Genomic DNA, 18,308 nt, shown 5'->3' on the forward strand with positions numbered 1-18,308 from the left:
ATGTGGAAAACTACAGATCTATGTGATGAATTTGAAAAGGAATTACAAATATGTCGCCAGTCTTTTCGGTCTTTTGGGAAGAAAGAACAATTCTACGGAAAAATTGCAACTGTAAAAGTGAAAGATGATAATGTACTAGTGAAGGAAGGATTGCAAACATTACCAGAAGGAACAGTATTAGTTGTTGATGGCGGAGCGTCTACGAATTGTGCTTTACTCGGTGATAATTTGGCAGCTATTGCGGAAGAAAGAAAGCTAGCAGGAATTATTGTGAATGGGTATGTTCGTGATTCTAGTGAACTAAAGAATATTAATATTGGTATTTTAGCGTTAGGAACGATGCCAAATAGAAGTGTGAAAGAAGGAAAAGGAGAACGAAATATTTCATTGCACTTTGGACAAGTAGAATGGAATCCAAATGAATATGTCTATGCGGATGAAGATGGCGTCATTATTAGTGAAAAGAGTTTACATAGTTAAGAGTTAATAAGTTATTATTCTTAGAAAATAAATCCGATAAAGCATGGACAAAATTCTTTGTCAATAGTAAAATAATACAGAAATTTAAAATTTACAGAATGTATAGGTTTATCGTTTTATGATAACTTAAATGGGAGTAAGTTGTGCCAAGAAAAGTGAATGTTATCACAATGATACGTTCATAAACAAAATTATTTTTCCTATACAAATATAGCCGCGAATGATGCGGGTAGGAGGTGTTGTACATTTTTGTTCGACACTTACAAAAAGAGAGTGTCAATCGCACGCCCTTGAAGGGCCTTTTTTTGTGTAAATGGTAGTAAGGGAGGAAATTTTGGGATGGCAATGTTGAAAAAATGGCTGCTTACGTCGTTAATGGCAGTGACACTTGTATTTGTTTCTTTTGCGAATACAGTTCATATTACGTTTGCTGAAGGAAATACAGCAAAACTTGCAATTATTGGGGAATCACAAAAAGGCATTATGTTATGTCCGAAAGAAGAGCAAATTAAAGATGGGGAAACAGCTTTAAGTTTGCTGCAAAAGGTCATGGGGGACAAAGTAGAATCTGAAACGATGTCGTTTGGAACATATGTAAAAGGAATCGATGGTTTAATGGCCGGGGCTACAAGTGCTTGGCTGTATGATGTAAATGATAAGTCTGCAGAAGTTGGAGCAGATAGTTATAAATTAAAATCTGGAGATGTTGTTGTCTTTCGCTTTGTTTCAGACTGGAGCAATATGAGCCAGGAAACATTGAAAGAAACGTTAGATAAGTTCGGAACGTGTAAAACAGAAGAACCTAACGGTGGCAAAACAGAAGAACCAAAACCAGAAGGTCAAGACGGTAAAACACCAGATGGGAAAAATCAAGGTGACCAAGACGGTAAAACGCCAGATGGGAAAAACCAAGGTAATCAAGACGGTGAAAAACCAGATGGGAAAAACCAAGGTGATCAAGACGGTGAAAAACCAGATGGGAAAAACCAAGGTGACCAAGACGGTAAAACGCCAGATGAGAAAAACCAAGGTGATCAAGACGGTAAAACGCCAGATGGGAAAAAACCAGAACAACCACAGCAAGAGAACATTCAAGTTCCAAGTGGACAATTAAATGAAGCCATTTCTAAAACATCAGACAAGATGTTACAAGATGGAATTGAAAGTGATTGGGTAGCTGTAGCGCTTTCTCGTTCTGGAAAGAATGTGCCAATTGAGGCAAAATTAAATTATGTTAAGTCAGTAACTGAAAAAGTAGAAAAGCGCATTAATCGTTTTTCAGCGACAGATTTAGCTAGAACAATTATTATGATGAATGCAATGAGTGCAGACCCTAAAAATGTAGGTGGACATAATTTAGTTCAAAAATTGTATGAGTCAGATAAAGTGAATTCTGTTACAGGTTATGCATTTGCTTTACTTGCATTTGATACGAAGAAGTATGAGATTCCAGTTGAATCAAAATGGAACAGAGTTGCTCTAGTGGAAGCACTGTTAAATAATCAGCATACAGACGGTGGATGGACTTATAATAGTTCAGGTAGTAAAGATAGTGCTAGTAGCGTTGATGTAACAGGTATGGTTTTATCAGCATTAGCTCCTTATCAAGAGCGATCAGATGTGAAACCAGCTATACAAAAAGCTGTTGCGTATTTATATAACGAACAGCTGCAAAATGGCGGTTTTTCAGCTGATGGACAAGAAAATTCAAATAGTACTGCGCAAGCAATTATTGGATTATCACTTGTTAAAGATGTAGATCAAAATCGTCTTTATAAGGCAATGCAAAACCTATTATCATATCAACTTTCAAATGGTGAATTTAAATGGTTACCAAGTGATCAAAATGGTAACGGAATGGCTACAGAACAGGCTCTTTTAGCATTACTTCAATTTAAGGAAATGGGAAAATCTATTTATGATTGGTCTAATGTAGACGCTGGTGATGTAATTAAGCCAAAACCGATTGAAGAGCCAGAAAAGGTCGTTGAACCAGAAAATAATGTAGTAGAAAAAGAAGTTACTGAAGAACCGAAAGAACAAAACCAAGTACAACAAGAAACAAAAGATGAAAATCTAAAAGTAGTTGTAGATAACGAACCGGCTAAGAATAAAAAAATCGGAAACGGTAACAGTCTACCAAAAACAGGAGCATCTTCTCATAGTGCAGCAACAGAAGTAGGTATGGGTGTATTATGTATTGCTTCTGCATATGTATTATGGAGACGTAAAGCAGCTTAACAAAAAATTAGGAGCAATTATTTGCTCCTAATTTTCGTATGAAAGGTGAGAGATAGGATGAGTAAGGTGAAATGGTTCATTTCTTTACTGCTTTCGCTCGGGCTACTTGCCGGATGTGAAGAGGCAGCTGTAAAGCCTGAGAAGAAGGTAGAACCGAAGCAAGAAGAGGTAGCGAAACAAGAAGAACAAAAAGATGAAGCGAAGCCGGAAGAAAAAACAGAAGAAAAGCAAGCTGAATCAGAGCAAAAGCAGCAAGAAGAGCAGAAAGAGAAACAAGAACAAAAAGTAGAAGAGAAGCCGAAAGAGGAAAAGCCGCAGGCACAACCAGAGGTAAAGAAAGAAGAGAAACAACAGGAACAACCGAAAGAACAGCCGGCTGTAAATAAGCAACCAGAGCAGCAACAAGCACAAGAAGAGAAACAACAACCGAAAGCACCAGAAGTAAAAGAAGAAGCAAAGGTTGTGAATCAGCCGAAAGAAACACCGAAGCAGGAGCAAAAAGTTGATCCGAATAAAGGTGGAAAAGACGTAACTCTTCCAGCACCACCGAAACCAGTACCACCTAATCCACCAGCACCACCGAAACCGCAAGCAAAACAAGTAACAATCTCGGTAAAAGGAAATAACGGATATATAATGGGTGCGAAAAAGATGGATATACAAGATGGCGATACTGTGTATAAAGTATTACAACGTACAGGATTAGATGTTGATGCAAGCGGATCTAGAGATAGTATTTATGTAAAAGGTATTAATGATTTATATGAAAAAGATATTGCGGATACTAGTGGATGGAAATATCGTGTGAACGGTGCTTTTCCAAACCATAGTGCCGGTGTAGCTACGGTAAAACCAGGAGATACAATTGAGTGGGTATACGTATTACAATAAGAAAGGCATTCGGTAAAGGGCTATGAAAATAAGTTTTTCTTCTTTACATCCTTTTGTGAATTTTTTCTATTATATCGGGGTGATGATACTATGTATGATGTGTCTTCATCCTCTTTTTTTAATTGGAGCAATACTATTAATTGTTATTTTAAATGTGATGCAAGGAAATAGCGAAAAGATAAGAAAGATGTTACCAAGCACAATTGTTTTCTTTTTTATGGTCATTTTATTTAATTCGTTATTAACGCATAGAGGTCGAACGACATTATTTTGGTTAGGTGATAGCCGTATTAAGCTTGAGGCGATTATGTTTGGAATAGTAATGGGGTTATTACTAGTTGCAGTTATGTTTACGTTTGCGTCATACAATGATATTATTTCCAGTCATAAATTTTTATATTTGTTTTCAAGAATTTCACCGAAAGTTGCATTGTTAACGATGATTACAGTGAGATTTGTTCCTTTGTTTATAAGGCGATTAAAGAAAATCACACTCGTTCAAAAGACGAAAGGTGTGCAGGTAGATTCAGGTTCGATAATTGAACGCGTCAAAAATGGTATGCAATTGCTGCAAGTATTATTAATTTGTTCATTGGAAGATGCACTGCAAACGGCAGATTCTATGCAAGCTCGTGGATTTGGTGTAACGAAACGTACGACATATATTCGCTATAGAATGGAAAAACGAGATTGGTATACGCTCAGTTATTTAAGTATTCTATTTATAATTGCTATCATATGTAGTACGTATGGCGGAGGAAAGTTAATCATTTATCCGAAAGTCGAATCTATTTTATTTCAGCAATACGATGGGATGATGTTTATCGTATTTACGATGTTTATTAGTTTACCAATTATAATGGAAGGAAGGGAATGGTTATGGTGGCGCATGCAGAAATAAACAATTTATCATTTGTATATGCTGATGAAAACGAAAAAGCGTTACAGCATATTTCTCTTTCTGTTCAAAAAGGAGAGTTTATTGCACTTGCCGGCGGATCAGGATCCGGGAAGACGACTTTATTAAAACATTTTAAAAAAGAATTACTTCCAATTGGTAAGCGTACTGGGGATACATATTATGATGGTACTTTATTAGAAAATGTACCTGATTTGTTATCTGCTCAAGAAATTGGTATGGTATTTCAAAATCCAGAAAATCAACTCGTAATGGATACAGTTATTCAAGAATTAGCATTTTCTTTAGAAAATATTGGGTTACCATCACATATTATTCAAAAACGAATAGCAGAGCTTATTAGCTTTTTAGGATTTCAAGATTTATTGCATCAATCTGTTCACACGTTATCTGGTGGGCAAAAGCAACTTGTTAATTTAGCTGCGGTATTAGTTATGCAGCCGAAATTGCTATTATTAGATGAACCGACAGCGCAGTTAGATCCAATTGCTGCAAAAGAGTTTTTAGGATTATTAAAACGGATTAATGAAGAACTTGGAATTACGATTATTTTAAGTGAACATCGTTTAGATGAAGTTATCCCGCTTGCAACACGCGTTGTTTGTATGGATAATGGCTGTATTATGTATGATGGTAGTCCTAAAACTGTTATTACGAATATGTGGGGAGTAGAAACATTCCGTCCATTTATTCCGCAAATTCCAAGGCTATTTTTAGAGTGGAATGTGAGAGATATTCCGTTTACGGTGCGAGAGGCGCAAATGAAAATGAATAATTTTTCAGCGATATCATATGTAAATGAGCTAATAGCACAAAGTGAAAAGCAAGAGGTAATTTTAAGCGCAGAGCATATTTCGTTCCAGTACGAAAAAAATAGTCCGCTTATTTTACGTGATTTATCAGTTTCGATTGAAAAAGGAAAATGGGTAGCGCTCGTTGGAAAGAATGGGACAGGGAAGTCTACACTGTTAACGCTTTTAGCTGGTTTGCAAAAAGTGAGAAGAGGGAAAGTAAAGTGGAATGGGAAAGTGATACATAAAATTGATTCGAAAGAACGGTTTAAAAGTATTGGGTATGTATCGCAGCATCCATATTATCATTTTACATTTGATACAGTGTGGGATGAGGTGTATGAACGTGCACGTGAATTATACGGAGAACAAGGAAAAGAAATAGCAGAAGATACGCTAAAACAGTTTTGGTTGTACTCGCTTAAAGAACGCCATCCGCACGATTGTAGCGGAGGAGAGCAACAATTACTTGCGTTATGTACGACATTATTATCAAAGCCAACTTTATTATTACTTGATGAACCGACAAAGGGGTTAGATCCATGGAAGAAAGAAAGAGTAGGAGAACTATTTAGGGAGCTGCAAAAAGAAGGTACAACAATTGTAATGGCAACGCATGACATTGAGTTTGCAGCGAAATACGTGGATCAATGTATGATGTTATTTGATGGAGCAGTTATTATGAATGATGCACCGAAAGAATTTTTTAGTGGTAACTTCTTTTATACAACATCTATTAATCGATTCATTCGAAAAGAATTGCCATATGCATTAACGTGGGAGGATGTGTACGAAGCGTGTCCAAACGATATGTTGCATTCATAATAGGTATTTTTGCAGTAATAATAGGCACATTACTCTTTACTACACTTATTATGGACGGTTATTACATGTTAAGTAGTTTGTTTTTATTAGTTGTTATTATGTTACCTTTCTATATCCGTTTTGAAAGGAAGTCGTTTGTTTCACGTGAAATTGTTCTCGTTGCTGTATTAGCGGCAATTGCAGCAGTTAGCCGCGTACCATTTTCTATTTTACCGAGTGTACAACCAACTTCTTTTGTTATTATCGTTTCTGCAATTGTGTTTGGAAGTGAAGCGGGTTTTATGATCGGTGCAACAGCAGCGATTGTGTCTAACATCTTTTTAGGGCAAGGTCCGTGGACACCGTGGCAAATGTTTTCGTGGGGAATGATTGGTTTTATAGCAGGTTTACTTCGTAATACGTTTTTTATGAAAAAGCTATGGGGGAGACTTCTTTACGGAATAATTGTTGGTTTTTTATTTGGTTGGATCATGAATTTCTGGGGCCTTCTCGGTTTTATACGAGAAGCAACGTGGGAAACTGTCATTTCGTATTATATCGCAAGTTTTTACTTTGATTTAAGTCATGCGATTTCGAATGTTATTTTCTTACTACTATTTAGTACGTCTTGGATTACGATTCTCACAAGATTTAAAAAGAAATACGGTATATTAGATAAGCATAACATAGCATAGAAAAGCATACTCATATAAGGTAGGGTCGCGACTTACATATTCGTTTGCCTCTTTCATGCTTCTTACATATTGTAAGGAGCATTTTTTATTGTCAAAAAATAGTCCAATATATATCCGTTACTATATAAAATTATTTGTATAATAATAGGTGAGAACTATTTTCAAAAGGGAGGTGTATAGTTAATGAAGTTAGTTATTCCGAAGCAACATGGTGCATGGGCGATGCTTGCTATACCATTTCTATTAAGTGTCATACTTGGAAAACCTACTATATATCACATTCCATTGTTTATAGCTTGGTTCTTTATCTATTTAGCTACGTATCCATTCCTTATGTACATAAAACAAAAACGAAAAAAAGAGTATTTACATGCTTCAATTGTATATTTTATTATTGCGTTCGTATTTGGGATGATTTCTCTATTATATGAATGGCGCATTCTTTTATTCGTAATAGTCATGATTCCACTATTTATAGTAAATATGCATTATGCTCGTCAAAAAAATGAAAGGGCACTATTAAATGATATTTGTGCGATCATTGTGTTTTGTGTTGGTGGGTTAATTAGTTATTATTTTTCAATGAAACAAATCGATCATACAGCATTATTCATTGCACTTATTTCATTCTTATACTTTTTAGGAAGTACGTTTTATGTGAAAACGATGATACGTGAGAAAAATAATCCGAAGTATCGTTTTATATCTTGGGGTTATCATATTCTATTAACAATCATTGTATTTGCAATTAATCCGTGGTGCTCCCTTATTTTTATACCAAGTGTCATTCGAGCCATTATATTGTATGGCAAAAAAATTTCTATTATAAAAGTAGGGGTTTTAGAAATTGTGAATTCTGTATATTTTTTAATCATAACGGCAATAATTATGAAGTATGCCATTTGAAAAAACTTCCCACCTTATGATGGGAAGTTTTTTCAATCTTGTTCTAAAATGTGAACGGTGTAATCGCAGCGTTGAATAGCTTGTTCGATCGCATAAAGGGATTGCTCAATACGAGCGCGATTAAAATCTTTTTCAACAGTCTGTAGTGATTCTTCTAAACAATGTTTTGCTTCTTGTAATGATTGAAAAGAATCTTGTACATATCCGCGAGCATTTTGATGCATTTCATAATCCTCCTTGCATATTCATATATGTATAGTATGAACAGTAAAGAAGAAAATATTATTTGTTATATTTGTTTGACAATTAAAATGAAATTACGTATAGTAAGAATTAAGTGAATATTTCTTATCCAGAGAGGTGGAGGGACTGGCCCGATGAAACCCAGCAACCGCGATGCAGGTGCTAATTCCAGCAGAACATATTTGTTCTGGGAGATAAGACGAAGATATATACGTAACTTCTTCTTATCGGAGAGGTTTTTTTGTTGCAAAAAAACCGATTACGAAAATTTATATTAAGAAGAAAGGGGTTGCGCATTGCTGTGACACTCGAAAAATACGTAAAACTGCGTAGTACAGTTTATGAATATATGATAGAGCAAGATAAGCCAATATCATTGTTAGATATTCAAGAACATATCGTTTCGCATCATGAAGGAAAATTCACGAAAAAGATGTTACATCAATTTTATTTATCAAGACTATTAGATGAACTGAAACTGGATGGGAAAATTACATTAGCTGATGAATATCTCTATACTGAAAAAGGGGTATTTTATAAGGCGAGAAAAGGGAGCTAAGCTCTCTTTTTTTTAAAATAACGGAGTATGTAGAGTAAAAGACTGCTTAAGCAGCCTGATACAGGGAATGGTGTTGAGTGTGTAGTGTCAAAAATTGAATGTGCCTGAAAGAGGCAATTCGTATCGGCTGCAAATGAAAAGAGACACCTTCGCCGAATAGGTGTCAGTCGTTTTGTCACGTAGACTTGCTACTTAACAGTAATTAGAATAACATGCAGGATTTTTGAAGTCAAAAGGGAATTAAAGGAAGGGGTACAATTATGTACGCTTACTTATTAAAAGATATAACGAAATGGATCCCAAAGTACATTGTAGATAAGGGATATGAATATTATGAAGATGGACATGTAGAAGATGTTGAAATACAAGATAAAAAAGTGTTTGCTTTCGTTACTGGAAATGCAGGGAATTATGAAGTAGTTATCGATCTCGAAGATTTTTCAAAAAGTAGTTGCGAATGTCCGTATGAAAATTATTGTAAACATATGGCGGCAGTTGTTTATGATATTCAAGGTGCTGGTGAGAGTGCAGTTAAAGAGAAACTGAAAGATTTAGAAAAAGAAGAGTTACTTACTGTATTAAATCGACTGTTGCAAAGTTCGAAAAACGTACAAATTATAGAGAAGTTATTAAAGAAGGGGTAACTTTAACGATAGAGGGAGTTGTTTTGTAGTGAACGTACTGATTATATACGCTCATCCTAATCCTTCAAGTTTTAACGGGGCAATTTTAGAGCATGTGCAAAAAGGGCTACAGGAAACAAATCATTCGGTTACGTTGCTTGATTTATACAAGGAACAATTTGATCCGGTACTTGTATTCAATGAAGAGAAGAAAAGACGTGATTTAATAAATGAAGAAGAGACAGCGCGGTATAGAAAATTAGTGGAAGAAGCAGATACACTTCTCTTTATATATCCGATATGGTGGTGGGGGATGCCAGCTATTTTAAAAGGTTTTATTGACCGTATTTTCGTAGCTGGATTTGCTTATAAATATGAAGGGGCTCTGCCGAAAGGATTATTGCAAGGGAAAAAAACGTGGGTTATTAATACGTTAGACTCGCCTCTATGGTACGTCGCATTGTTATATCGATCAGCAGATTGGATTATGATGAAGAGAGGTGTTTTACGTTTTTGTGGCATTCGTGATATAAAACGGTCAGTTTTTCAATCTGTGAAAACGAGTAAAGTATCAAAGCGCGAAAAATGGTTATTACAAATAGAAGAAAAGGCTCGTACATTATGAATGAAGTCGATCGTATTATAAACTGTTGTCAGTATGATAACGAACTTTTTCGGAAGTATATTACGTGTTTACTTCAATTGAAAAAATGCAGCGATACATTTCAACAAATTCAAATAGAGTTAAGAAATGATTATTTAATAAGGGGAATTTGTGAAAGAGAAGTTGATGAGGTAGTACGGGGAAGTAAAGAATATGAAATGCATTTTCTTCCTAAAGTATTACAGTGGAATTTTTTGAGGGAACATCCACACCTGATTGGAAAAATTTGCGAAGATTTTTTTGCATTTGAGTCATTACATCTTAAGGACATAGAGTGGAATACAGTTATAAATTGCATGGGAAATAAATAATTTATTATGTAAAAAAGCTAGTATAAAACTAGCTTTTCGTTTAAATAAATAAGAAGCATAGACTAATGATAAAACCTGCATATAGTAAGTTCACAACGCAAAATCCCATAATATCACGAGCACCTAAACCAGCTATCGCTAATGCTGGTAATGCCCAGAAAGGTTGAATTAAATTCGTCCAAGCATCGCCCCACGCAATGGCCATTGCAGTTTTTGCAGCAGGTACACCAAGTTCAGCGCCAGCTGGAATCATAATTGGTGCTTGCACGGCCCATTGACCGCCACCAGATGGAACGAAAATATTAACGATGCCAGCACTTAAAAATGTAAAGAGCGGAAAAGTCGTTTCATTTGAAATGCTAATAAAGAAATTAGAAATAGCTCCTCCAAGTGAAAGTCCTTCACTATTTACTCCAATCATCATGCCCATAATTCCTGCGTAAAACGGAAATTGAAGTAAAATGCCAGAAGCACTTTTCGTAGAGTCTGAAAAAGCGCGAATATACTGAATCGGAGTACGGTGGAAAATAAGACCTGCAATTAATAACATAAAAATCACGATATCGAGAGTAAGGTTAAAACCTTTCGTATAAAAGTAATTGAAAATATAAATGAGACCTAACAATCCAACGAAAAGTGTAATAATAATGCTATTTTCCATCTTTTCAGCGAACGTATTATTTTCTACTTCTTGAGCAGCAGCTTCTTCATGGAACACGCTAGGATCTACAGTTATCGTATGTTTTTCATCTGGATGCATCGCTTTATTAATGAGAGGCATCGTAACGAGAAAAATAATAACTGGAACGAGAGCGTATGGTGAGAATAACGTTTCTGTTATCGGAATCGCCTCTTTAATACTTCCAGCAGTCGTTTTAATTAACGTTTCGCCGCCTGTTGCTAACGTAAGAGGAATAGAAGCAGAAAGCCCCGCATGCCAAATGAGAAATCCAGAATAAGAAGAGGCGATTGCTAGTCTATAATCTAATCCTTCTAATTGTCTTGCTACTTCCTTTGCGTATAAAACAGATACAACAATTCCAAAGCCCCAGTTTATGTATGCTCCTAGTAAACTTACGATTGAAATGGCAATAATACCTTGTCCATTCGTTTTTGGTAGCTTTGCAGCTTTCGTTAACCCTTTTTTAATGAGGGGCGCGTTTGCTAAAGCTGATCCTGTCACGAGTACAAGTGCCATTTGCATAGAAAAGGCGAGAAGCCCCCAAATTCCATTCCCCCAGTGATTAATCATTTCTACAGGTGTTTGGTGAGTCGCAAACATACCAAAGAAGATAACGAAAACAGTTAGTAAACATGATAAAATAAACGGTTCTGGCAAGAAGCGTTGCACTAAGGCGACGCAACCATTTGTAAAGGAACGAAACAAAATAGATCAACCTCCTTATGTATATGTATTACAATTATTCGAGGTGTTTCGTTCATAACCTTTTAGAATCGTAAAATTCTGATATTTTAAAATGATTGAAATATTTTCAATAAGAGTAGTACCATCATCACCCTGACAAAAAATGATGGTAGCGGCATATAAGCAAATATTCTATACCGTAAGTGCTGAGCTACCTAACAATCCATCCAATCTGTTTGATAATAGTGTTTACTTTTGATGAGTTAACTCGTAAAGGAGTAAGTCATTCAGCTCCACCTGTTATGGTTTCAAATGTAGCTTATGGTAGAACGATTTATGTAAAATTAGAAACAACATCTAAGAGCAAAGATGTACAAGCTGTTTTTAAATCCTTACTTAAGGATAACAGCGTTGAAACAAGTGGACAGTATAAAGATATTTTTGAAGAAAGTACCTTTACTGCTGTAGTATTCATATTTCTTATGGCTGTATCAATGTTTTTAATGATTGCATTTCCCATTATTAAATCCCCATAAATATAGCCTATCTTAGGTTGATAGTGATGCATGGTGCCTCCATGTATGTAAATGCATCTTGTCGAAATTATTAAAAAGGGGAATCTTTCTATTTGAAGAACTAATAATTGATTGTCAATATGTATTAGAAATCTCAATCTAAACTAAAGGAGAACAAAATGGGACAAAACAATAAGGGCTTTTCTGAAACAGGATTGCGCAAAATGCGCAATATATTGGCGCGGCATGTCGATTCTGGAAAGATTCCTGGGCTCGTCGCCTTAGTCAGCCGAAACGGCGAGACGCACGTCGAAGCACTTGGAACAATGAGGCATGATGGTGGTGCACCAATGCGTCGGGACACGATTTTTCGATTGGCGTCCACTAGCAAGCCAATCGCAGTTTCACCAGTAATGGTTTTGCTCGATGAGTGCAAACTGCATTTAGACGACCCAGTAGACAAATGGCTACCAGAACTCGCCGACCGGCAAGTGTTGAAACGACCCGATGGCCCGCTAGAAGAGACCGTCCCAGCACGGCGTCCTATCACTGTACGAGACTTGTTGACCTCCACATTCGGGCTCGGAGTGGATCTCACGTTGATGGGTTCTCCAATCATGAACTTGTTCTTCGAGAGTGGGATATTCGACACGCCAGGGCAGGATATGCCCGATCCAGATGAGTTTATGCGTCGCCTAGGTGCACTTCCGCTAAGCTATCAGCCCGGAGAGCGGTGGCAGTATCATATCAGTATAGAAGTAATCGGCGTTCTTGTTGCCAGGGTCACGGGCCAGACGTTCGAGTCGTTCTTGCACGAACGCATATTCGATCCGCTAGGAATGAAGGACACTGGATTCTACGTACCTCAGCTCAAGATTGATCGGCTTCCACCAGCCTTCACCCCCAATCCGGAGACAGGTGAATTCATCGTGTGGGATGAGGGGGCGGGTGGACGTTACAGCAAACCTCCAGCATTCCAAGCAGGCGGTGGTGGACTGCTTGGAACCGTCGACGATTATCACGCGTATTTGCAGATGCTTTTGAATAAAGGGATGCACGGCACTAAACGGATCCTGTCTAGGCCCGCAGTACAGCTGATGACCACCAACCGTCTTACTCCGGAACAACAAGTATACCGAGACGATTTGGCCAAAAATAACGTCCATTTGTCGTTCGGACAAGGGATCCAAGGTGGCTGGGGCTTTGGGATGGCGGTGCGTACCTATCTTGGAGACTACGCGTCTATCGGTCAATTCGGCTGGGATGGTGGAACCGGTACTTCAGCTTACGCTGATCCAGATAAACAGTTTATTGGAATTCTGTTCACACAGGTTGGGATGTCGACTCCGGCCCCATCGCATCTTATCCAAGACTTCTGGACCACGGCCTACCAAGCGATCGAAGACTAGGGTATCGTTTAAAGGAAAACGCCAAGACGGATAGATAATCATAGGCTTGATGGCCATGATCACCACCATGGTTAAAAGTTAGGATAGGACCGTGTTGGAAGTACTGCGGTAACAGTTAGGCATTATTAATAATAGCACAACAAAAACTCCTCTCGAATGCAAGAGGAGTTTTTTATTGGGAATAGTAAGGATGAGGGGAGGTGCATTACATATGGGAAAAGGTAGAAGTAATAATGCAGGTAAAAAGCAACCAAATTTCGATGATTCATCTAATTTCGCTAAACAAAGCCAACCGACAGAAAAGAAGAAGAAATAAAAAAAGGATCTCTCTATATCAAGAGAGATCCTTTTTTATTATATTGACGTTTTAGCACAACAGATTGAGTGTTCAATTAAATAGCCATAACTGTGCAAGGTTTAAACTCCTGCTTCCACTACCGTGGAAGCTTCTCCAAATGATGTGCAATATCAACATACATATTTGAGTAAACTGAATGTATTTCATTACTTGGCGTAGCGTTAGAAGAGAAGTGGACAATTACCATATTTGCTTTCGGATCAATGTAAAGTGTTTGTCCGTAACTACCTAACACTTCGAAAGCACCTTGTTCATTGTGGGGAATCCACCATTGATTATGATAAGAAATGGAAGCTCCAGGGCTAATTGCAAGTTCACCTTCTTGGACATTTTTTATATCTTCAGTAATAGAAGAAGGGAGAATTTGTTTTCCGTTATATTCCCCGTTGTTTAATAGTAATTGCCCGAATCTCGCCATATCTCTAGCAGTTGCATTTAAGCCAGCGCTTGCTTGTTCTATTTTCGTTTCATCTGTAACGTAATACGCGTTTTCTTTCATACCAATTTGAGACCAAATTCGTTCGCTTACATTTTCAGCTAGTGATTTACCAGTAATAGTTCTAATAATCCAAGCGAGCGTTTCTGTTGATCCGTTATTGTAAGAAAAGGAAGAACCAGGCGGTGCAGTTTCTTCGGCTTCTCGTAACATATCATAAATTTTCATCGGACCGTCGTAATTTTTGCCGCGGGGTAAAATATTGCTAGCTAAATATAATTGTGCATCTTGATTTTCTAGCCCAGGCTGCTCATATCCGTGGGTCGGGTATTCTGCTGAAACTTGCATGTCCATTAATTGCTGAAGTGTCGCTTTTCCGAACGGTGTATTTTTTAATTCTTTTATGTAAGTGTCAGCTGTTTTCTCTAAATCAATACGATTTTCTTCAGCGAGAGATTGTATAATTGCCCCGGTAAAGACTTTTGCTAATGATGCCATACCATGAGGTTCATTCTGTTTATACCCATTGAAATATCGTTCATAAACAAGTTGTCCATTATGTACAACGACAAAAGCATCTGTTTTGTTATCGTCTAAAAGTTTTTTTAGAGGAGTTGTATTTCCGAATCTACGCTCCACAGCAAAATCGTCTAAGTTTTGTAATGCGGAAGGGAAGTGAGCAGTTTGGTCAGGATTGATTTTTACGTCATTAACTAAAGTGAATTCTTTCATATGTGTATACGACCAACGTAAGTAAGGGTCATTTAACCAGTTTTCTTTTGTCACATTATGTTTTGATGGAGTCGTTTTATTTTGTTTGAAGTAAGTAAACCCAAGCCCTGTAATTACAAATATGAATGTTAGTATAAGTAAGAGTAGGGGAGATTTTTTTAGTTTCATATATGGCCCTCCTTTTTATTTCTACTATAAGTATACGCTCGTCTTGAAAGAAATACAAAATAAGGAAAGTAAACGGGGAAGTTTACTTTCCTTATTAACGTTAAGCGGAAATTTTTCCGTCTGTAGATTGTTTCTTGAATTTTTGTTTTCGTCCGTGTAATCCATAATATAAAAGTAAAGTGAAAGCAACGATAATAGCTGCGATAAAATACATATTATGATAACTGGATTTCGCTGCGACAATACCTAAAATGAAAGAACCAAAGCCAATACCACTATCAAAGAATGAGAAGTACGTAGCTGTCGCAGAACCACGTCTATGGTTTGGAGCGGCAGAAATCGCAATCGTTTGGAAACTTGGAATTAATGTTCCGTAACCTAAACCGATTAGCATACCTGCCCCAAGGAACCAAAAGGAAGTTTGTGCTTGGCTTAAAATGAACATTCCGATTGTGAAAATAATGATAGCAGGGTAAACAAGTACATTTTCACCGAAGCGATCAAAAATCTTTCCTGTAAATGGACGAGAAATGACAACAACAAGTGCGTATACAATAAAGAAGTAACTTGCAATTTCACTTAAACCGAGTTCTTTCGCATAAATAGGAATAAAGGATAAAATGCCACTATAAGAAAAGGCTAAAACAAATCCTGTAAGTGCAATCGGAATAGAAGATGGTTCGATTAAGTCTTTCCATTTCATTTTTTCACGTTTTTGTTTGCTAACAGGTGCTTCGTGCGGAATATCTACAAGTAGTCCTAATAAAAATGCAAGTAATGAAAATACGGAACAAACGATAAATAACACAGTAAACGAAAAATGAGAAATAATTGTTAAACCTAAAAAAGGACCAATTACCATCGGCAGACTCATAAATACGCCGAAATATGCAAGTGCTTCGCCTCGTCGATGAGCTGGCGCAACATCAGTTACGATCGTACCAGTAGCTGTCGTTGCCATCCCGAACCCAATACCGTGTAAGAAGCGAAGGGCAAGTAATAAGAATAAACTTTGCGCACCGAAATACATAACAGTAGCGGCTAAAAATAATGAAAGTGAAATAAATAATATTTTCTTTCTTCCTAAATCATCGAGCCATTTTCCTGTGAATGGTCTACATAAAACAGAAGAAATAAGAAACACAGTTGCAACTAAACCAATTTCCTCAGGTTTTCCTTTTAGGCCGTCTATTACATAGACAGGCAGAGTAGTCATAAGCATGTAAAATGTTAAGAAGAGAAATAGACTACTAAAACAAGTTCCGAGGAAATCCTTCGTCCAAAGTTTCTCACTTTGCATCGTCATCCCTCCAATTTAATCTAAATTTTTAATAATTTGTTGTAACACTTGAAATGCTTGATGTAAATCATCTTCGTTAATACCTTCTAGCGTTTTTTCTTCGAAAGTATCAACTTCTTCTTGCCATATTGGAATCATCTTTATCGCTGTTTCGGATAAAGAAATGAGCTTCTCACGGCGATCTTTACCTTCTGTACGAATAATCCATCCCATCGTTTCCATACGTGTTAACGTACGAGTCATCGTTGGTGATTCAACATTTAAATATTGGCATAATTCTGTTTGCGTACAAGAACCAGTTTGATTAATGCGGAAAATAACAGCCCACTGCGCACTAAATAACCCAGTTGGAGATACACGTTCATTAAATTTCTTCGTAAACTTTCGAGAAGTCTGGCTGACGATATGAAAAAAATGTTGTTTTTCGTCCATGTATTTTGATCCTTTCAAATTAGTTACCTAGCTAACTATATACTTTTTTATAATAATTGTCTAGTAATAGACATATTGATTTATGTGAAAAATTCTTATAGGTTTTATGTTGCGAACGTATATTCTACGTGCTATTCTTTAATTAAGTAAAGAATTTTCTTTCTATTAAATAGAATGGGGGAACTTGTGATGATTAAGCCTGCAACAATGGAGTTTGTTTCACTATCGAACGGAGAAACGATTGCATATCAGGAAGTTGGAAGGCGAAATACAGATATTCTTGTACTCATTCACGGGAACATGACATCGTCACAACACTGGGATTTAGTCATTGAAAAGTTGCAAGATCAATATCATATTTACGCTCTTGATTTAAGAGGATTTGGACAATCAACATATAATCAGTCGATAGATTCATTACAAGATTTTGCAGAAGATGTAAAATTATTTATCGACGAGTTAAAGCTAGAGAAATTCTCATTAATGGGCTGGTCAATGGGCGGTGGTGTTGCGATGCAATTTACAGCGAATCACCCAACTTTTGTAGAAAAGTTAATTTTAGTAGAATCAGTAGGAATGAAAGGATACCCAATCTTTAAAAAAGATACGAATGGGCAGCCAATCGTATCAAGTTTAGTAAAGACAAAAGAAGAAATTGCGCAAGATCCAGTACAAATCGCTCCAGTATTAGACGCGATAAAAAATATGAACAAACTATATTACCGTACAGTATGGAATCTATTAATATATACACATAATCAACCTGAACCGGACCGTTATGAAAAGTATTTAGATGATATGTTAACGCAACGTAATTTCGTAGATGTGAATTATGCGCTCATTACATTTAATATTTCGGATGAACATAATGGGGTTGTAGAGGGAAGTAAGCAAATTCATCATATTAAAGTGCCGACACTCGTCATACAAGGTGATAGAGATTATGTCGTACCGCAAGTAGTCGGTGAGGAATTAGCGAAACATTTGCCAAATGCAGAGTTGAAGGTATTAGAAGATTGCGGACACTCGCCGTTTATTGATTGTTTAGATGTATTTATAAAACATGTAGAGGATTGGTTAGAACAGAAATAATCCCCGAAATGAGAAGTGTTGCATATACTATAACATTTGTATGTATAAGGGGAGATTATCAATGCATAAACCATCCTTAATCGCTTATTCGCCATATGATCATCATATCTATACAAAAATAATGATAGATCCGATGTATATGCAAGTTTCACCAGCTGTAGTTCCTTTACAAATGCAGCAGCCACTAACAGCTCATATGCAACATTACTTATATGGACCATCATTTTATGAAAATCCATATTTTAAACATTTTCATTATAATGTGAAAGCACAAGTTTGGGAAGGATAGGAAGCTAAAAGGTTCATTCTTTTAGCTTCTTTTTTATTATGAATATTCGTACACGCATTTAAAAAAACAGTTTATAATGAAAAG

Annotated in this window: 19 protein-coding genes, 1 pseudogene and 1 riboswitch; of the genes and pseudogenes, 15 read left to right on the top strand and 5 right to left on the bottom strand. The window is 36.6% G+C overall.

Annotated features, from left to right (window positions below; all coding sequences use genetic code 11):
- The 7 genes from rraA (at position 1) to DN400_RS01750 (ending at position 7,727) form a co-directional block, all read left to right on the top strand.
- The gene (gene rraA / locus DN400_RS01720) at positions 1–480 is read left to right on the top strand and encodes a ribonuclease E activity regulator RraA (RefSeq protein WP_000266049.1); all 480 of its coding nucleotides are present in this window, start codon (positions 1–3) and stop codon (positions 478–480) included.
- A 339-nt stretch (positions 481–819) separates the two neighbouring features.
- Positions 820–2,721, top strand: a complete 1,902-nt coding sequence (locus DN400_RS01725; RefSeq protein ID WP_065229108.1) for a DUF4430 domain-containing protein — start codon at positions 820–822, stop codon at positions 2,719–2,721.
- A gap of 57 nt (positions 2,722–2,778) precedes the next feature.
- The gene (locus tag DN400_RS01730; RefSeq protein ID WP_000048891.1) at positions 2,779–3,612 is read left to right on the top strand and encodes a DUF4430 domain-containing protein; all 834 of its coding nucleotides are present in this window, start codon (positions 2,779–2,781) and stop codon (positions 3,610–3,612) included.
- 22 nt (positions 3,613–3,634) lie between these two features.
- Complete coding sequence (locus DN400_RS01735; RefSeq protein ID WP_002152639.1) at positions 3,635–4,513, top strand: energy-coupling factor transporter transmembrane component T; 879 nt, start codon at positions 3,635–3,637, stop codon at positions 4,511–4,513.
- A complete protein-coding gene (locus DN400_RS01740; RefSeq protein ID WP_016512560.1) occupies positions 4,486–6,147 on the top strand; it encodes an ABC transporter ATP-binding protein in 1,662 nt (553 codons plus the stop codon). The genes DN400_RS01735 and DN400_RS01740 overlap by 28 nt, the downstream gene beginning before the upstream one ends.
- A complete protein-coding gene (locus DN400_RS01745) occupies positions 6,120–6,821 on the top strand; it encodes an ECF transporter S component (protein WP_097913465.1) in 702 nt (233 codons plus the stop codon). The genes DN400_RS01740 and DN400_RS01745 overlap by 28 nt, the downstream gene beginning before the upstream one ends.
- A 183-nt stretch (positions 6,822–7,004) precedes the next feature.
- Positions 7,005–7,727, top strand: coding sequence for a YwiC-like family protein (locus DN400_RS01750; protein ID WP_000779946.1), 723 nt, complete (start codon positions 7,005–7,007; stop codon positions 7,725–7,727).
- Between the two features lie 32 nt (positions 7,728–7,759).
- Here the strand turns inward: DN400_RS01750 and DN400_RS01755 are convergent, their stop codons facing one another.
- A complete protein-coding gene (locus tag DN400_RS01755; RefSeq protein ID WP_097945819.1) occupies positions 7,760–7,951 on the bottom strand; it encodes a hypothetical protein in 192 nt (63 codons plus the stop codon).
- Positions 7,952–8,072: 121 nt separating this feature from the next.
- Positions 8,073–8,171: riboswitch (SAM riboswitch) on the top strand.
- Between the two features lie 40 nt (positions 8,172–8,211).
- Here DN400_RS01755 and DN400_RS01760 point away from each other — a divergent pair.
- From DN400_RS01760 to DN400_RS01775, 4 genes are all read left to right on the top strand, one after another.
- Entirely contained in the window at positions 8,212–8,529 is a 318-nt protein-coding gene (locus tag DN400_RS01760; protein ID WP_002094089.1) for a hypothetical protein, read from the top strand.
- Between the two features lie 260 nt (positions 8,530–8,789).
- Positions 8,790–9,173, top strand: a complete 384-nt coding sequence (locus DN400_RS01765) for an SWIM zinc finger family protein (RefSeq protein ID WP_147801501.1) — start codon at positions 8,790–8,792, stop codon at positions 9,171–9,173.
- Positions 9,174–9,201: 28 nt separating this feature from the next.
- Positions 9,202–9,777: an NAD(P)H-dependent oxidoreductase gene (locus tag DN400_RS01770; protein WP_001101578.1), complete on the top strand. Its 576-nt coding sequence runs from the start codon at positions 9,202–9,204 to the stop codon at positions 9,775–9,777.
- The gene (locus tag DN400_RS01775; protein WP_001006466.1) at positions 9,774–10,127 is read left to right on the top strand and encodes a hypothetical protein; all 354 of its coding nucleotides are present in this window, start codon (positions 9,774–9,776) and stop codon (positions 10,125–10,127) included. Before DN400_RS01770 ends, DN400_RS01775 begins: the two co-directional genes overlap by 4 nt.
- Before the next feature lie 40 nt (positions 10,128–10,167).
- Here DN400_RS01775 and DN400_RS01780 read toward each other — a convergent pair whose 3' ends face one another.
- Complete coding sequence (locus tag DN400_RS01780) at positions 10,168–11,514, bottom strand: short-chain fatty acid transporter (RefSeq protein ID WP_098850966.1); 1,347 nt, start codon at positions 11,512–11,514, stop codon at positions 10,168–10,170.
- Positions 11,515–11,650: 136 nt separating this feature from the next.
- Between DN400_RS01780 and DN400_RS01785 the strand changes: the two are divergent.
- Both DN400_RS01785 and DN400_RS01790 read left to right on the top strand, forming a co-directional pair.
- Positions 11,651–11,963, top strand: a pseudogene (locus DN400_RS01785) (thiol-activated cytolysin family protein); the annotation flags it as partial.
- A 224-nt stretch (positions 11,964–12,187) separates the two neighbouring features.
- Positions 12,188–13,417: a serine hydrolase domain-containing protein gene (locus DN400_RS01790; RefSeq protein ID WP_065229103.1), complete on the top strand. Its 1,230-nt coding sequence runs from the start codon at positions 12,188–12,190 to the stop codon at positions 13,415–13,417.
- Positions 13,418–13,851: 434 nt separating this feature from the next.
- On the opposite strand, the gene DN400_RS01795 is transcribed toward DN400_RS01790, so the two are convergent.
- The 3 genes from DN400_RS01795 to DN400_RS01805 all read right to left on the bottom strand — a co-directional run bounded on the left by DN400_RS01795 (position 13,852) and on the right by DN400_RS01805 (position 16,843).
- Positions 13,852–15,111: a serine hydrolase domain-containing protein gene (locus DN400_RS01795; RefSeq protein ID WP_147801502.1), complete on the bottom strand. Its 1,260-nt coding sequence runs from the start codon at positions 15,109–15,111 to the stop codon at positions 13,852–13,854.
- 100 nt (positions 15,112–15,211) lie between these two features.
- Positions 15,212–16,411, bottom strand: coding sequence for an MFS transporter (locus DN400_RS01800; protein ID WP_001190321.1), 1,200 nt, complete (start codon positions 16,409–16,411; stop codon positions 15,212–15,214).
- A gap of 15 nt (positions 16,412–16,426) precedes the next feature.
- Positions 16,427–16,843: a MarR family winged helix-turn-helix transcriptional regulator gene (locus DN400_RS01805; protein ID WP_000343675.1), complete on the bottom strand. Its 417-nt coding sequence runs from the start codon at positions 16,841–16,843 to the stop codon at positions 16,427–16,429.
- 189 nt (positions 16,844–17,032) lie between these two features.
- Between DN400_RS01805 and phaZ the strand changes: the two genes are divergently transcribed.
- Together phaZ and DN400_RS01815 are read left to right on the top strand one after the other, a co-directional pair.
- On the top strand, positions 17,033–17,935 hold the full coding sequence (gene phaZ, locus DN400_RS01810) for an intracellular short-chain-length polyhydroxyalkanoate depolymerase (RefSeq protein WP_097997790.1): 903 nt from the start codon (positions 17,033–17,035) through the stop codon (positions 17,933–17,935).
- Between the two features lie 61 nt (positions 17,936–17,996).
- Positions 17,997–18,224, top strand: coding sequence for a hypothetical protein (locus DN400_RS01815; protein ID WP_000549496.1), 228 nt, complete (start codon positions 17,997–17,999; stop codon positions 18,222–18,224).
- The last annotated feature ends 84 nt before the right edge of the window (positions 18,225–18,308 follow it).

Origin of the sequence: Bacillus sp. AR8-1, from assembly GCF_008042345.1 — a bacterium.
GTDB classification, from domain to species: domain Bacteria; phylum Bacillota; class Bacilli; order Bacillales; family Bacillaceae_G; genus Bacillus_A; species Bacillus_A cereus.